Source organism: Paenibacillus sp. GM1FR (assembly GCF_002803315.1).
Taxonomy (GTDB): Bacteria; Bacillota; Bacilli; order Paenibacillales; family Paenibacillaceae; genus Paenibacillus; species Paenibacillus amylolyticus.
Genome location: NZ_MKZL01000008.1, coordinates 1 through 16,471, shown reverse-complemented (window position 1 = coordinate 16,471; position 16,471 = coordinate 1). Strand labels below are relative to the sequence as shown.

General features: G+C 46.0%; 11 protein-coding genes and 1 rRNA gene. 11 read left to right on the top strand and 1 reads right to left on the bottom strand.

Features of this window, described 5'->3' with window-relative positions:
* Window positions 1–42 precede the first annotated feature (42 nt).
* From PAEAM_RS04690 to gyrB, 8 genes are all read left to right on the top strand, one after another.
* On the top strand, window positions 43–1,404 hold the full coding sequence (locus PAEAM_RS04690) for a GntT/GntP/DsdX family permease (RefSeq protein WP_100526827.1): 1,362 nt from the start codon (window positions 43–45) through the stop codon (window positions 1,402–1,404).
* A gap of 66 nt (window positions 1,405–1,470) precedes the next feature.
* The gene (gntK, locus tag PAEAM_RS04685; protein ID WP_100526826.1) at window positions 1,471–3,018 is read left to right on the top strand and encodes a gluconokinase; all 1,548 of its coding nucleotides are present in this window, start codon (window positions 1,471–1,473) and stop codon (window positions 3,016–3,018) included.
* Window positions 3,019–3,890: 872 nt separating this feature from the next.
* Window positions 3,891–5,237: a chromosomal replication initiator protein DnaA gene (gene dnaA, locus PAEAM_RS04680; protein WP_100526825.1), complete on the top strand. Its 1,347-nt coding sequence runs from the start codon at window positions 3,891–3,893 to the stop codon at window positions 5,235–5,237.
* Window positions 5,238–5,457: 220 nt separating this feature from the next.
* Entirely contained in the window at window positions 5,458–6,600 is a 1,143-nt protein-coding gene (gene dnaN / locus PAEAM_RS04675) for a DNA polymerase III subunit beta (RefSeq protein ID WP_017691408.1), read from the top strand.
* A gap of 16 nt (window positions 6,601–6,616) precedes the next feature.
* Window positions 6,617–6,832, top strand: a complete 216-nt coding sequence (yaaA, locus tag PAEAM_RS04670) for a S4 domain-containing protein YaaA (RefSeq protein WP_036611994.1) — start codon at window positions 6,617–6,619, stop codon at window positions 6,830–6,832.
* Between the two features lie 57 nt (window positions 6,833–6,889).
* Window positions 6,890–8,002, top strand: a complete 1,113-nt coding sequence (gene recF / locus PAEAM_RS04665; RefSeq protein ID WP_017691406.1) for a DNA replication/repair protein RecF — start codon at window positions 6,890–6,892, stop codon at window positions 8,000–8,002.
* A gap of 14 nt (window positions 8,003–8,016) precedes the next feature.
* Window positions 8,017–8,265, top strand: a complete 249-nt coding sequence (gene remB / locus PAEAM_RS04660; RefSeq protein WP_017691405.1) for an extracellular matrix regulator RemB — start codon at window positions 8,017–8,019, stop codon at window positions 8,263–8,265.
* Window positions 8,266–8,332: 67 nt separating this feature from the next.
* Window positions 8,333–10,243: a DNA topoisomerase (ATP-hydrolyzing) subunit B gene (gene gyrB / locus PAEAM_RS04655; RefSeq protein WP_036611997.1), complete on the top strand. Its 1,911-nt coding sequence runs from the start codon at window positions 8,333–8,335 to the stop codon at window positions 10,241–10,243.
* A 93-nt stretch (window positions 10,244–10,336) separates the two neighbouring features.
* Here the strand turns inward: gyrB and PAEAM_RS04650 are convergent, their stop codons facing one another.
* Entirely contained in the window at window positions 10,337–11,284 is a 948-nt protein-coding gene (locus PAEAM_RS04650) for a YheC/YheD family protein (RefSeq protein WP_165789834.1), read from the bottom strand.
* 427 nt (window positions 11,285–11,711) lie between these two features.
* Here PAEAM_RS04650 and gyrA point away from each other — a divergent pair, with 427 nt between their 5' ends.
* The 3 genes from gyrA to PAEAM_RS04635 form a co-directional block, all read left to right on the top strand.
* Window positions 11,712–14,276 carry a DNA gyrase subunit A gene (gene gyrA / locus PAEAM_RS04645; protein WP_036612002.1) on the top strand — a complete coding sequence of 855 codons (2,565 nt, stop codon included), beginning with the start codon at window positions 11,712–11,714 and terminating at the stop codon, window positions 14,274–14,276.
* Window positions 14,277–14,498: 222 nt separating this feature from the next.
* Window positions 14,499–15,617 (top strand): HD-GYP domain-containing protein, encoded by a 1,119-nt coding sequence (locus tag PAEAM_RS04640; RefSeq protein ID WP_100526823.1) that lies wholly within the window; start codon window positions 14,499–14,501, stop codon window positions 15,615–15,617.
* A 467-nt stretch (window positions 15,618–16,084) separates the two neighbouring features.
* Window positions 16,085–16,471 (top strand): 16S ribosomal RNA (locus PAEAM_RS04635); the annotation flags it as partial.

Sequence of the window (16,471 nt, the reverse complement as noted above, 5' to 3'; positions counted from 1 at the left end):
TTGTAAGCGTTCTATATCAGAAATAAAGGAGCACACAACATCATGAGCACTCTTTTTGGACTATCCCACAACGCAACATTATTGGTTTGGACGTTAATTGCGATCGTTTTTCTGATCGTTTTGATCTCCAAGTATAAATGGAATCCCTTTATCACCCTGCTGTTGTCCGCATTAATGCTCGGTTTGCTTACAGGCATGAAACCTGCCGATGTGATCTCTTCCATTACCGGGGGACTTGGCGGCACACTTGGAACCATTGCAATTGTTATTGCTCTCGGTACAATGCTTGGTAAGATGATGGCCGAATCTGGCGGTGCCGAGCGCATTGCAACTACATTGGTTGATCGGTTCGGTGTGAAACGTGTGCACTGGGCCATGATGATTGTTGGATTTATCGTGGGTATTCCCGTTTTCTTCGAAGTTGGCGTGATTTTGATGATCCCTATCATTTTTACCGTTGCACGTAAAACCAACATGTCTTTGTTGCAGATTGGTATTCCCATCCTGGCGGGTCTGTCGACTGTACACGGTTTGGTTCCACCCCATCCAGCGCCAATGATAGCAATTGAAGCTTTCAGCGCAGACCTGGGTAAAACCATTTTGTACTCCCTTATTGTTGGTATTCCTACAGCGATTATTGCAGGTCCTTTGTTTGGTAAATTTATTGGTAAAAGAATACACACCGAACCGCCAGCAGAACTGGCTGAACAATTCGCAACCAAAACAAACAGCAACATGCCTGGGTTTGGTATTACCCTGTTTACCATATTGCTGCCGGTTATTTTGATGCTGATTGGTTCCATAGCAGTCATCATTGACCCAAATGCCACGAGCGGTTTCACCGTTTTCAGTGAATTTATCGGTCATGAGATCATTGCTTTGCTCATTTCAGTTGTATTTGCCCTCTTTTCACTCGGCTTTGCACGTGGATTCACCAAACACGATATTTCCCGCTTCACCAGTGAATGTCTGGCGCCTACGGCGACCATCATTCTCATTATTGGCGGAGGCGGTGCCTTCAAACAGGTATTGATCAATAGTGGTGTAGGTAACGCCATTGCTGAAGTCGCTACCCATGCCAACATCAACGTGATCCTGTTTGCCTGGCTTGTCGCTGGGCTCATTCGTGTAGCTACCGGTTCAGCAACCGTAGCCATGACAACAGCCGCCGGTATTGTCGCTCCAGTGCTTTCACTCACACCAGGGGCCAATATTGAGCTGGTTGTACTCGCCACAGGTGCGGGGTCACTCATCTTGTCTCATGTAAACGATGCAGGATTCTGGATGATCAAAGAATTCTTCAATATGAGCGTTTCCCAGACATTGAAAACGTGGACCGTTATGGAAACACTATTATCTGTAGTGGGACTGATCTTTATTTTGCTCCTGAGTACAGTGGTATAAATGGAGTATCTATAGTAGAAAGAAATTAAAATCTTATCGCTTTCTGAAGAAAGAAGGATTAAATACATGAACAACTATATGATTGGGATCGATATTGGTACCACCAGTACCAAATCCGTATTATTTACCGAGCAGGGCTCTGTCGTCAGTACCTCAACGCAGGAATACCCTTTGTATACCCCGGCACCCGATGTTGCCGAGCAGGACCCTGAAGAGATTGTACAAGCGGCCCTCCGCTCTGTACGAGGAGTCATGGATCAGAGTGGTGTTGCTGCCGAGAAGATCCTGTTTGTATCCTGTAGCTCGGCCATGCATAGTGTCATTGCCATAGGACAGGATAATAAACCCTTAACCCGTTGCATCACCTGGGCGGATAATCGAAGTGCAGCTTGGTCTGCCAAGCTGCAAGAGAATGGATTGGGCCATCGCATCTACCTGCGCACAGGTACACCGATCCATCCCATGTCACCGCTGACCAAATTAATGTGGCTACGCCACGATGAACCTGAACTTTTTGAGCACACCGCCAAATTCATTTCGATTAAAGAATATCTGTTCTTCCGTCTATTCGGACAATATGTCGTCGACCATTCCATCGCTTCCTGCACAGGTTTGCTCAATCTGGAACAACTGGACTGGGACGCAGAGGCCCTTGAGGTTGCAGGCATTACACCCGACCATCTCTCGAAGCTTGTACCTACAACACATATATTAGAAGGAATGAATCACGAATCGGCTGAAAAAATGGCCCTCTCCCCCTCCACGCCCTTTGTTATTGGCGCAAGTGATGGGGTTTTATCCAATCTCGGCGTGAATGCCATTGAACCTGGTGTTGTCGCAGCAACCATCGGAACCAGCGGGGCCATTCGCACTGTCGTGGACCGTCCGGTTACCGATCCCAAAGGTCGAACCTTCTGTTATGCCCTCACAGAGAATCTTTGGGTCATTGGTGGACCTGTGAATAACGGTGGCATGCTGTTTCGTTGGGTGCGGGATGAATTCGCCGCGTCTGAAGTGGAGACAGCGAAACGACTTGGCATCAATTCCTATGATGTACTGACCAAAATTGCCGAACGTGTCCGGCCGGGATCGGAAGGGCTTCTGTTCCATCCGTACCTTTCGGGCGAACGTGCCCCTTTATGGAATCCGGATGCCCGTGGCTCCTTTTTTGGCTTAACACTCCATCACCAGAAAGAGCATATGATTCGTGCTGTCCTGGAAGGGGTTATTTTCAACCTATATACGGTACTGCTCGCCATGGAAGAACAGATTGGGCAACCTACCTCCATTCAAGCCACCGGTGGGTTTGCACGCTCTCCTCTCTGGCGCCAGATGATGTCTGATATCTTCAATCAGGAAGTGGTTGTACCCGAGAGCTTCGAAAGTTCCTGTCTGGGTGCCGTCGTGCTTGGTTTGTACGCTACAGGGCGGATCCAATCGCTTCATGCCGTTTCTTCCATGGTCGGTACAACGCATCGACATACCCCTGTCAAAGAGAATGCTGTACTCTACCAAGAGCTGCTGCCCATCTTTATTCGGATCTCTCGCAAACTGGAAGAGGAATACGCAGATATCGCTGAATTCCAGCGTAAGATGTCCCTTCCCCGTCTCTAAATCATCAATCCATACTTCGTCCCTGCACCAAAAAAAGAGGATGTCCTCTAAAACCAAAAATCGGTTTTAGAGGACACCCTCTTTTGCTATACACGCATAATCTATCCTTTGATTTCATATTATACATTCATACACTTCAACCTCCATATTCGAGCATCAGCTTACCTCTTGATCCTGATAATTCTCATTACATATGTCTCAAAATGAAGTCATCTATGTCCATTATCCTTATACACTGTCATCACAGAATTACCATCTACTTAGAAAATACACCACTGATCTTGTTCAATTAAAAGCATGAGTTTACTCCCCCTCTCCGTCTCCCATCCAGATACTGAATTCGTCGCTTTCACCATCGCCCCATTGGCAAGAAAAACACGAGGGTGAGAGGTCACTCTTTTTCCGATCTCAATCATGCTCCATTTTTACTTCACGGTTATCCACAGACAGGTTATTCACAAACGAAGAATACTTTTACACACAATTTGGCATCATTTGACGGATAACCTGTGTATAAGACATTTTTGGTTTTTGGGTCATTCTGTCGAAAATTAAACAGTTTATAAACAATATATTGTGTTGTGACTAAAAATTATACACAAGTTATTGAATTTGTGGATAAAATCACGCGATACGTTGAAATGCGGGGTTTCTTTTGCTATGATTGTATTACTTTTGGATGTGAATATGTGATCTGACCCATAATATTATCAACAGCCTGTGGATAAAGTTGTGAACAATTTTCCGTTGTTCATACTTTTTTTGTTTTCGACCTGCGGGGGTTTGGGGATAAATTCAACAATATATCTCGTATTTCGACACTGCATCATGGCTTAAGCCACACTTGGAACATGTAAAAGGAGTGACAGTCTGTGGACAGCCATACTTCTGATTTATGGCAGCAAATTTTATCAATCATACAAAACAAACTTAGCAAACCCAGCTTTGACACCTGGTTCAAAGCAACCAAAGCCACCAAGCTGAATGACCGTTCAATCGTCATTTCCGCACCAACCACGTTTGCCGTCGAATGGCTGGAGAGCCGTTACACCAAATTGGTTGGCTCGACGGTATACGAGTTGCTTGGCAAGCAAGTCGATGTGAAATTTGTCATCGAAGAGAACAAGCCTGCTGAACCGGACCCGCAACTGCCGGCGCCAACGCCTACAGTTGTACAGGAAGAAGCCGTACTCAGCATGCTGAATCCGAAATATACGTTCGATACATTTGTCATCGGGCCGGGCAACCGTTTTGCCCATGCCGCATCGCTGGCGGTCGCTGAAGCGCCCGCCAAAGCTTACAATCCTCTCTTTTTGTATGGAGGAGTAGGTCTCGGTAAAACTCACTTGATGCATGCGATCGGACATTATGTTCTGGAGCATGATCCGGGCAGCAAAGTCGTTTATTTGTCGTCTGAGAAATTCACGAACGAATTCATTAACTCGATCCGTGACAACCGCGGGGAGAGCTTCCGTAACAAATACCGGAGCGTCGACATTTTGCTCATTGATGATATTCAGTTCTTGGCGGGAAAAGAATCAACACAAGAGGAATTTTTCCATACGTTTAATGCGCTGCATGAGGAACGGAAGCAGATTATCATCTCCAGCGACAGACCACCGAAGGAAATTCCGACACTGGAAGAACGGCTTCGTTCTCGCTTTGAATGGGGGTTAATCACGGATATTCAGCCTCCAGATTTGGAGACAAGGATCGCAATTTTGCGTAAAAAGGCACGTGCGGAAAACCTGGATATTCCGAATGAAGCGATGATGTACATTGCCAACCAGATTGACACCAACATCCGTGAACTGGAAGGTGCCCTGATTCGGGTCGTTGCTTATTCTTCGCTGACTAATCAAGATGTAACCACTCATCTGGCAGCTGAAGCACTGAAGGACATCATTCCTTCCAGTCGTCCCAAAATGATCACTATTCATGACATCCAACAAAAGGTCGGCGAGTATTATAGCCTTAAGCTTGAAGATTTCAAAGCACGGAAACGGACCAAGGCAGTTGCCTTCCCAAGACAGATTGCCATGTATCTCTCTCGTGAACTGACAGACTTTTCTCTGCCCAAAATTGGGGAAGCATTCGGAGGACGAGATCACACCACTGTCATACATGCGCACGAAAAAATATCCCAAGCGATTAAAATCGATCAGGATCTCTATAAAGTTATCAACAACTTAACCGAAAAAATAAAGAATCCAACCTGAACAAGTCCCAAGCCTATGCACAACGTATACACATGTGGATAGGCTTGGGTGTACGGGTTTATACCCACTTATCCACATATTCAGTGCCCCTATTACTATTATTACTAAAAAGATCTTAAAGATATCATCTCCAAAATAGCCATTTCGGAGCTTAGCCTTCGGCCTTCGAAAAACACCTTTTAACACCCCAACACCCAAAAAATCAGCTAGGAGTGAAACCATGAAAATCAGCATAATGAAAAACTACTTAAACGATTCCATACAGCAAGTATCCAAAGCGATCTCGAGCCGTACGACGATTCCGATTCTGAGCGGTATTAAATTCGACGTGAATCATCAAGGTGTAACGTTGACAGCAAGTGACACCGATATATCCATTCAATCCTTCATCCCGCTTGAAGATGGAGATAAAAGCGTAGTTCAGGTAGATCAACCCGGCAGTGTAGTTCTGCCGGCCAAGTTTTTTGTGGAGATCATCAAGAAGCTGCCATCACAGGAAGTGCACATGGAAGTCAAAGAGAACTTCAACACCTTTATCTCCGCAGGTGCTACCGAAATTCAACTGGTAGGTCTTGATCCGGAAGAATTCCCGGTACTGCCAAGCATCGAAGAAAACCAAACCGTCTCCATTCCAGGAGATTTGCTGAAAAATATGATCAAACAAACGGTCTTCTCCATTTCCACACATGAGACTACTCCAATCCTGACAGGTGTACTCTGGAGTTTGGGTGACAACGAATTGAAATTTGTGGCAACAGACCGTCACCGTCTTGCTACTCGATCAGCAATGCTGGATAATGCAGAAGGTATCCGCTTTAACAACGTGGTCATTTCCGGTAAAACGCTGAACGAGCTCAGCAAAATTGTTCCGGATCAAAATACCCTTGTGGATATCGTTGTTGCAGATAACCAGGTCCTGTTCAAAATCGACCGTGTATTGTTCTACTCTCGTATTTTGGACGGAACATATCCGGATACTTCTAGAATTATTCCAACGTCATACAAAACAGAACTTGTTTTAGATACAAAAAAATTAAGTGAATCCATTGACCGGGCTTATTTGCTGTCGCGTGAAGAGAAAACAAACATCGTGCGTATGCAAACGATGGATTCAGGATCCGTTGAAATTTCTTCAAGCTCTTCCGAGCTAGGTAAAGTAAGAGAAGAAATCGAACCTGCCGAGTTTACAGGAGATCCGTTAAAAATCTCGTTCAACTCCAAATACATGCTGGATGTGCTGAAAGTTGTTGAAAGTGAGCAGCTGATGATTGCTTTTACAGGAGTCATGAGTCCAATTATCTTGAAACCGCTGGATGACAGTCACAGCCTTTACGTGATATTGCCATATCGGACGACCAACTAACGAAAGGAAGATCATAGTGAACCAAGTTACGATTCGTACGGAATATATTAAGCTTGATCAATTTTTGAAACTGGCTGATTGCATCCCAACTGGAGGTATGGCCAAAGCTCTGCTTCAGGAAGGACTTGTACGTGTGAATAAAGAGCCTGAGGAACGCCGGGGACGTAAGTTATACCCTGGGGATATCGTTGAAGTGGACGGAGAAGGCACATTCGAAGTTGCTGCAGAATAAGAAGACCAGTTCGATCCTGCTGCCTCCTGACGGACGGGATAAAAGGGAGGTTACCGCGTGTTTGTGAACAGCATTGATCTGCAGAATTTCCGCAATTATGAACATCTGAGACTGGATTCTTTTGGTCCCGTAAACTTGTTGATCGGGCAAAATGCCCAAGGCAAGACCAATCTTGCAGAGGCGATTTTTGTACTTGCACTCACCAAGAGCCACCGTACATCCCGTGATAAGGAGTTAATCCGTTTCGGTGAGGAACGTGCCAGACTTGCAGCAGAGGTCGACAAAAAGTACGGATCGGTCAAGCTTGAACTATCTTTGTCGCAACAAGGCAAAAAAGCAAAGATTAACGGCCTGGAGCAGCGCAAGTTAAGTGATTTTGTCGGAGCGCTCAATGTGGTGATGTTTGCACCGGAGGATCTGGAAATTGTAAAAGGCACACCGGGGGTCCGCCGCCGGTTTCTTGACATGGAGATTGGACAGGTTGCACCTGGCTACCTGTACCACCTGCAGCAATACCAAAAAGTGCTCGTCCAACGAAATAATTTGCTTAAGCAGTTATGGGGAAAAGGGGCATCGGCCCAGACCATGCTTGAGGTGTGGAACGAACAACTGGTCGAGCATGGTGTTAAAATCGTCAAAAAAAGGAAACAATTCATAAAGAAACTGCAAAAGTGGGCAGAAACGATTCATCAGGGGATCACCGGAGGCGGAGAAGTCTTGCGGCTGGCCTACCTTCCTTCCTTCAGCGAAGCCGCTGAGGAAGATGAAGCTGTCTTAATGGACCAATTTATGATAAAATTATCACAAATGAAAGAGCAGGAGATTCGCCGAGGCACAACCCTTAGTGGGCCGCATCGGGATGACCTGTCCTTTTTCATTAACGATCGGGAAGTACAAACATATGGCTCGCAGGGGCAGCAGCGCACAACGGCGTTGTCCCTTAAACTTGCGGAAATTGAACTGATTCATGAAGAAATCGGAGAATATCCAGTTCTGTTGCTGGATGATGTTCTGTCCGAGCTGGACCCTTTTCGCCAGACGCAGCTGATCGAAACGTTCCAGAGCAAGGTGCAAACCTTTATTACGGCTACGGGGATCGAGAGCCTGAACGTTGACAAGCTCAAAGATGCCAGTATTTATCACGTTCATGCCGGACAGGTTGAACGCTAAGGAGTGAGGGGCTTATGTACATTCATCTGGGCGGTGAGAAGATCATCCGTTCTTCCGAATTGGTCGCTATTTTTGATATATCGATTGAAAAATCCTCAAAGATCTCCAAGCAGTATGTCACGCATGCCGAGCAGGAAAAAACAGTGGAACACATCGGCGAAGAGGAAGCAAAGTCCATTGTGGTGACCAAAAACATTGTGTACTACTCGCCTATTTCCTCAGCCACGCTGAAAAAGCGGGCTCACATTTTTCCGGATCTCTAGCGTTGTGTGGCATAAAATTAGTTAACGCATATTTACGATATTGAATCTATAGAAGTAGGTGAAAGGCATGTCTATGAATCAACCGTCATATGATGCGAATGAAATTCAGGTCCTTGAAGGATTGGAAGCCGTACGGAAGCGTCCGGGCATGTATATCGGTTCCACCAGTTCCAAGGGCCTGCATCATCTGGTCTGGGAAGTAGTGGACAACAGTATTGACGAAGCGCTTGCAGGTTACTGCGACCACATTGAGGTCAGTATCCATGAAGACAATAGCGTGACTGTAGTCGATAACGGACGGGGTATTCCTGTCGGCGAACATACCAAAATGAAACGTCCTGCACTTGAGGTAGTTATGACTGTCCTCCATGCAGGGGGAAAATTTGGCGGCGGCGGATATAAAGTATCCGGTGGTTTGCATGGTGTTGGTGTGTCCGTTGTGAATGCACTCTCTGAAAAAGTGGTTGTAACGGTTAAACGTGAGGGACATATCTATCAACAGGAATATCGCCGTGGAGCTCCACAGTATGACCTGAAAGTGATCGGTACAACCGACGAAACAGGAACAACGGTTAGATTCCATCCAGATCCTGAAATTTTCACGGAAACAAGAGTGTTCGAATATGACATCTTGCTTGCCCGGATTCGTGAGCTGGCATTCCTGAACAAGGGCATCGGTCTTACATTGACGGATGAGCGTACAGGTGCAACCAACTCGTTCATGTACGAAGGCGGCATTATCGAATACGTCTCCTACCTGAACCAGAAGCGCGAAGTCCTGCATGAGAATCCAATTTACGTCGAAGGTTCCAGAGATAACATTCAGGTGGAAGTTGCCCTGCAATACAATGACAACTACACCGAGAATATCTATTCCTTCGCGAACAATATCAACACGCATGAGGGCGGAACGCACGAATCAGGTTTCAAGAGTGCCCTTACACGGATCATCAACGACTATGCTCGTAAGGCGGGTGTAATCAAGGACAGCACGGGGAACCTTTCCGGAGATGACGTGCGTGAAGGCTTGACAGCTATTATTTCGGTCAAGATTCCGGAACCGCAATTTGAAGGACAGACAAAGACCAAGCTGGGCAACAGCGAAGTGCGTGGGATTGTCGAATCCTTGTTTGCCGAGAAGCTGCAGGAGTTCCTGGAAGAGAATCCTTCCGTATCCCGTCGCATTTTGGAAAAAGGTCTGCAAGCAGCACGTGCGCGTGAAGCTGCCCGTAAAGCCCGTGAACTGACACGTCGTAAAGGTGCACTCGAAGTGAGCTCACTTCCAGGTAAACTGGCAGACTGTTCATCCAAGGATGCTTCAATCAGCGAATTGTACATCGTCGAAGGTGACTCTGCAGGTGGATCAGCAAAGCAAGGTCGGGATCGTCATTTCCAAGCGATTTTGCCACTGCGTGGTAAGATTTTGAACGTGGAAAAAGCTCGTCTCGACCGGATATTGGGTAATGCGGAGATTAGAGCAATTATTACGGCAATGGGTACCGGTATTGGTGATGACTTCGATATTGCCAAAGCACGCTATCACAAAATCATTTTGATGACCGATGCCGACGTTGATGGTGCTCATATCCGAACACTATTGCTGACATTCCTGTATCGGTACATGCGTAAAATCATTGAGGCAGGTTATGTATATATTGCACAACCGCCATTGTTCAAGATTGAGCGTAACAAAGTGATTCGTTATGCCGGTTCCGAGAGAGAGCGCGATGAAATTATTGCAACGCTCGGCGAAAATGCGAAATTCAACGTTCAGCGTTACAAAGGTCTTGGCGAGATGAATGCCGGACAATTGTGGGAAACGACGATGGATCCGGAGAGCCGGACCATGATGCAAGTATCGATTAATGATGCCATACTTGCTGATACCATGTTTGACACCCTGATGGGGGATAACGTTGAACCGCGTCGTGACTTTATCCAAGAAAATGCAAAATACGTGAAAAACCTCGACATTTAACATATTCGAAGAGGCGCCTGAGAGGGCGCCTTTTTTATATTAGGGAAGGTATGGAACAGGGAAGGCGTATACTTAGATCTCCATATCCCTTTGTTATCTGCGTACACGTTTTTTGGCAGATGAAGCCTGTGCTTTAGGGGATGGCCGGGAGCTCTTACCCTTTTTGGAGGGCAAACGACCGTACGCAATCGCATAACGTTTGATCTTCCGGTACGCCTCCTTGTCCGGTAATAAGCCAAAGGCATAAATGCCTGGCAGTGTGTTGACTTCAAGAATCCAGGGACGCCCTGCTTCGTCTAGCGCAATATCAATACCAATCTCTTTGAGTCTTGGAAATGATGTTTGCAATTGCACAGCGGTATGAATACCTAAGCGGTACAGCTCAGTGCGAAGTTTTTTGAAGCCATCCTGGTGAAGATGGGGGAGTACGAGTTCTTCAAACGTGGCCAATCGCCCACCGCCATGAATGTTGGTGATGATTTTACCAGGGGCAGCAATACGTCCCAGAACACCTGTTGTTTCCCAGTTGTGTTGCAGATTTTTCTGAGTTAACACACGCAAGTCAAAAGGCAAATCTTCATGCTTCATCAGCGATATTCCCTGTTGAATGATATAATCACGTTCCTGAATGCGATCATTCAGTGCTCGTTCGAGTTCGTCCAGAGAATGAAATGATCTCTCCTCTGTACCGTATTGGAGATGATATATTGTTGTGAGATAGGTAGCTCTGGAGATAACAGCACTTGCTTCGGGTTCATCAGCCAGGTTTCGATCATTGGTTTCTTCCGAAACCTCTGCATCTGTGGTGGAATCTTCGGAATTAACAACAGGTTTGTATAAACGGGTTGTTCTCACCCGCATAACGCCATTACCGTAAGTGCCACGGTCCGGTTTGATATAATTGGACTCAAATAATTCAGTCATTCGTTCCAGAGTTTGACGGCTATATTTTCGGGTCACTGGGATATATTCGTTCACAATGCGACTGCGTTGTAACACGGCTGTTTTGGCCCATTTGCTGGAGACGCGTTGGATACCCAAGATTCATCAGTCCTTTCATGTTTTGTTCAGTTCTAAAGAGGGACCAGACACGGAGAAATCAAAGGACAAGAGACGATTTCAGTGGTATAATAGAGAAATATGGCGTTTTGTGCGATGAGCTGCACAATTTGCAGTTTGATCGTAGGACGGGAATGGCTTTAGCCTCGGTAGGCACAGTACATATGCCGTTTTTCTAGCATTGTATGTGCAATTGGGGAGGAAGGCAGGGCGTATCCCCAGACACGCAGAAGTTCCCGGAAGAAAGGCTATTGCCCAGCGGACGTTTAATTGTGTAACTTTTGTGAAAGTAATATAATAAAGAGTAGCGTTCTTGCGCGGTTTTAGCCTTGTTAGGCTTTTCACATATAATCAACTTTTTTGCATGACGGAATGGAACGTTTGTTGAAGGACAAGAAGGAGGTCCAGCATGGCGGAAGAAATGAACTCTCAGATTACAGATCGGGATATAGGCGTCGAGATGCGTGAATCGTTTATGGATTATGCGATGAGCATCATCGTTAGCCGTGCCTTACCTGACGTTCGTGATGGATTAAAGCCGGTTCACCGGCGTATTCTGTACGCGATGTCAGAGCTCGGCATGACACCCGATAAACCACATAAAAAATCAGCCAGAATCGTCGGCGAAGTTATCGGTAAGTATCACCCACACGGTGACTCTGCTGTTTACGAGACGATGGTACGGATGGCACAGGATTTCTCCCTGCGTTATATGCATGTAGATGGACATGGTAACTTTGGATCGGTCGATGGTGATATGGCAGCAGCCATGCGTTATACCGAAGCACGTTTGTCCAAGATTGCTATGGAAATGCTCAGAGATATCAACAAGGATACGATTGATTTCCAACCAAACTATGACGGTGAAGAACATGAGCCAATCGTTCTGCCTGCTCGTTTTCCTAACTTGCTTGTCAATGGGGTCGGCGGGATCGCGGTAGGTATGGCTACCAATATTCCTCCTCATAACCTGGGTGAGGTCATTGATGGTGTACAGGCCATGATTCAAAATCCGGACATTACATCCATGGAACTCATGGATTACATTCAAGGACCAGACTTCCCTACGTCCGGCTACATTTTGGGCCGTTCAGGCATTCGCCAGGCGTATCAGACCGGACGTGGTTCAGTAACGATGCGGGCTAAAACCAACATCGAAGAGAATAACAACAAGGCACGAATTATCGTTACAGAGTTGCCTTATCAGGTAAACAAGGCGAGACTCGTTGAGAAAATCGCCGAGTTGGTACGTGATAAAAAGATTGATGGTATTACTGACCTTCGTGATGAGTCTGACCGTAATGGTATGCGGGTTGTAATTGAGCTTCGCAGAGACGTGAATCCGGGGGTTGTCCTGAACAACCTGTACAAACATACATCGATGCAATCCACTTTCGGGATTAACATGCTTGCGATTGTTAATAAAGAACCTAAAATTCTGAACTTGCGTGAAGTGTTGTATCACTACCTGCAGCATCAGATTGAGGTTATTCGCAGACGTACGCAGTTTGAACTGAAAAAGGCTGAAGCTCGTGCACACATTCTAGAAGGTTTACGTATTGCGCTGGATCATATCGACGAGATTATTACGTTGATTCGTTCATCCAGTAATGCGGATGCAGCAAGAGAAGGTTTGATTGAGCGCTTCTCACTCAGTCATGATCAGGCTCAAGCTATTCTCGATATGCGTTTGCAACGACTCACAGGTCTGGAACGCGAACGTATTGAAAATGAATATAACGAACTGATGGTCAAAATCAGAGAGTATCGCGAAATTCTGGCCAATGAGCATCTGGTGCTTGAGATTATCAGTACGGAACTGCAAGAGATCCGCGACCGCTTCAGCGATGATCGTCGTACGGAGATCACTGTAGGTGAAGAGAGTATTCTGGATGAGGACCTGATTCCACGTGAAGAGGTTATCATTACGATTACTCATACAGGCTACGTGAAACGTCTGCCGGTATCCACATACCGCAGCCAGAAACGTGGTGGACGTGGAGTCGTGGGTATGGATACGAAAGATACCGACTTTGTCGAGCATCTGTTTGTGACCAACTCCCACAATTACCTCATGTTCTTCACTGACAAAGGTAAAGTGTACCGTCTCAAAGCTTACGAGATTCCAGAGCTTGGACGTACCGCACGGGGAACGCCGATTATCAACCTGATCCAGATCGAGCAGGGCGAATCGGTCAATGCCGTAATTCCGGTCCAGGAATTCGAAAGTGACCGATACTTGTTCTTTGCTACCCGCCAAGGGGTTGTGAAGAAGACGCCACTTGAGGATTACACCAATATTCGCAAAGGCGGCTTGATTGGTATTTCCTTACGTGATGATGACGTTCTGATCGATGTTAAGCTGACCGATGGATTGCAAGAGATCATCATGGGTACAGCTCACGGAATGTCTATTCGATTCTCGGAAGGTAACGTACGTTCCATGGGACGAAGCGCAACCGGGGTCAAAGGGATTACATTGGATGAACAGGATGCTGTTATCGGCATGGATGTAGTTGATAAAGAGCTTGATGTTCTGATCGTTACAGCGAAAGGTTACGGTAAACGTACACCTGTCAGTGATTATCGGATGCAGACTCGTGGCGGTAAAGGGATCAAGACTATTAATGTCACAGAGAAGAACGGCTCAGTAGTCAGCCTCAAAATGGTTAAAACCGAAGAGGATCTGATGATTATCACGTCCAGCGGTACGTTGATCCGGATGAGCATGGAAGGCATATCCACTATGGGTCGATACACGCAGGGTGTGAAGCTGATTCATATTCGTGACGAGGATTCAGTAGCTACAGTCAGCCGAATTGACAAAAATGAAGAGGAACCAGACGATGAGTCGCTTGAAGGCTTGGAAGGCGAGGAGTCCCAAGCTCCGGAAGTAAGCTTGGAAGAAGGCACCGTTTCTGACGCTGAGGTTAATGAAGTTGAGGGCGACGACGATTCCGGTTCGGAAGCATAAAATAGAATTTTATAAAGACTGATCTCTTTGAGATTGGAAGAAGATTGCGAGGGCTCCCACCGGGAGCCCTTTTGTTTGTATAAAGGAATCTCTTCTTTTATTCTTTCGAATCTGGGATGTACAGCCTGATTCCTGAGTAATATAATGGGAAATATCATGAAAAACCGGGACTATGGTCTTGTTTGTATTAACATAGAAGAACGATGAGTGAGGGGAATACACATGGGATTAATCACCCTGTCAGAAGTCAAACCAGGACTCAAACTTGGGAGTGATGTGCAAACACTTCGCGGCAACGTTCTGCTTCAGAAGGGAAAAGTCATTTTACCCAAGGATATGGAAGTGCTCAGAGCCTTTATGATTCAACAGGTAGATATTGAACAAGAAAGAATGGCGTCGAGTAGTACAGGAACCAAAGGTGCATCTGTGCCCGCAGAAAGTTCTGCCAATGATAACAATGGTGAACGGGCAGGGAAGACAGGGAACGTCACCACAGCTCCTGTAGTAACGTCTTTGCAGGATGAGTATGAGAAGATGGTTGGTCTAACCAAAAATGCTTTCCTGTCCTCTCTAGCGGCTGAATTACCGGTCTATGAGTTACGTACACAGTTGGAGGCTGTGTTTGCACATCTTAAACAATATAATGTGCTTACCTTCAGTCCACGAGTAATGCAAGAACATGATTATGTATATCACCATGCCGTACTGAGTGCGATCACATCCTATCAACTGGCTCAATGGATCGATCTCCCCTCCAAGGATTGGATGCAAGTGGCTTTTGCAGGCTTGTTCCATGATATTGGTAACAACAAGGTAGATCCGCAGATACTCCATAAACCATCCACGTTGACGGCTACAGAGCAAGAAGAGATTCGTCAGCATACGAAATATGGTTATCAGATCCTTAAACAGGCAAAGGCCATTAATGAGGGAGCCAGACTTGCAGCGTTGCAGCATCATGAAAAAGTGGATGGTTCAGGCTACCCGTTGCAGCTTAGTGGGACGCAGATTCATATTTATGCCAAGATTGTAGCTATCGCTGATATTTTCCACGCCATGACGCTGGAGAAGATCTACCGCAAGGCACAATCACCATACCTAGTCCTAGAACAGATCCAAAGTGAGGCATTTGGGAAATTGGACCCTGCAATTGTAAGTGTATTTGTTCAACGGTCGACCCAGATCCATAATGGCATCCGAGTAAAACTCAGCAATAACCAAATTGGAGAGATCGTATTCTCTGATCGAGATCATCCTACACGGCCTATGGTGTCAGTAGAAGGAACCATCATTAATCTGATGCAGCAACGGCAGCTTCACATCCAAGAGGTTATCGGATAACAAATAGATATTAAAGTAAATTGATGAGAGGGTCTTTCTTTTATAGAGAGGCCTTTTACGTGAGATAAATGTGGAAATGTAGAAAAACCAGAAAGATTATAGAGTTATATATAATTACTCAAAAAAAGACTTGCATTCAATATCTGTACATGGTATATTCTAATTCCGGCCAAGAAAACACGGTTTACACGGTGCGGCAAGCAAATGAAATAAGCTTCGAAAGAAACTTAAAAAAAGAGCTTGCAAAGTTGGTTCGGATGTGATAAGATATAAAAGTTGCTGAAGAGAACGACATTCGGTAACAAAATAAGTTTGATCTTTGAAAACTGAACAACGAGTGAGTAAACATTCTGCTTGCAGAATGAACGCGAAAGTTTGAGACAAGCCTTGGCTTGGATCGACTGGAGCACAAATGAGATTTTTAATCTCGTCAGATTCAAAATGAGCTTATCGCTCTTTTCAATACTTTATTGGAGAGTTTGATCCTGGCTCAGGACGAACGCTGGCGGCATGCCTAATACATGCAAGTCGAGCGGAGTTGATAGGAAGCTTGCTTCCTTGATACTTAGCGGCGGACGGGTGAGTAACACGTAGGCAACCTGCCCTCAAGTTTGGGACAACTACCGGAAACGGTAGCTAATACCGAATAATTGTTTTCTTCGCCTGAAGGAAACTGGAAAGACGGAGCAATCTGTCACTTGGGGATGGGCCTGCGGCGCATTAGCTAGTTGGTGAGGTAACGGCTCACCAAGGCGACGATGCGTAGCCGACCTGAGAGGGTGATCGGCCACACTGGGACTGAGACACGGCCCAGACTCCTACGGGAGGCAGCAGTAGGGAATCTTCCGCAATGG

Excerpts from the sequence above, each read along its gene's own strand:
- PAEAM_RS04690 (WP_100526827.1), top strand. The coding sequence starts at position 43 with ATGAGCACTCTTTTTGGACTATCCCACAACGCAACATTATTGGTTTGG.
- gntK (WP_100526826.1), top strand. The coding sequence starts at position 1,471 with ATGAACAACTATATGATTGGGATCGATATTGGTACCACCAGTACCAAA.
- dnaN (WP_017691408.1), top strand. The coding sequence starts at position 5,458 with ATGAAAATCAGCATAATGAAAAACTACTTAAACGATTCCATACAGCAA.
- remB (WP_017691405.1), top strand. The coding sequence starts at position 8,017 with ATGTACATTCATCTGGGCGGTGAGAAGATCATCCGTTCTTCCGAATTG.
- gyrB (WP_036611997.1), top strand. The coding sequence starts at position 8,333 with ATGTCTATGAATCAACCGTCATATGATGCGAATGAAATTCAGGTCCTT.
- gyrA (WP_036612002.1), top strand. The coding sequence starts at position 11,712 with ATGGCGGAAGAAATGAACTCTCAGATTACAGATCGGGATATAGGCGTC.
- PAEAM_RS04640 (WP_100526823.1), top strand. The coding sequence starts at position 14,499 with ATGGGATTAATCACCCTGTCAGAAGTCAAACCAGGACTCAAACTTGGG.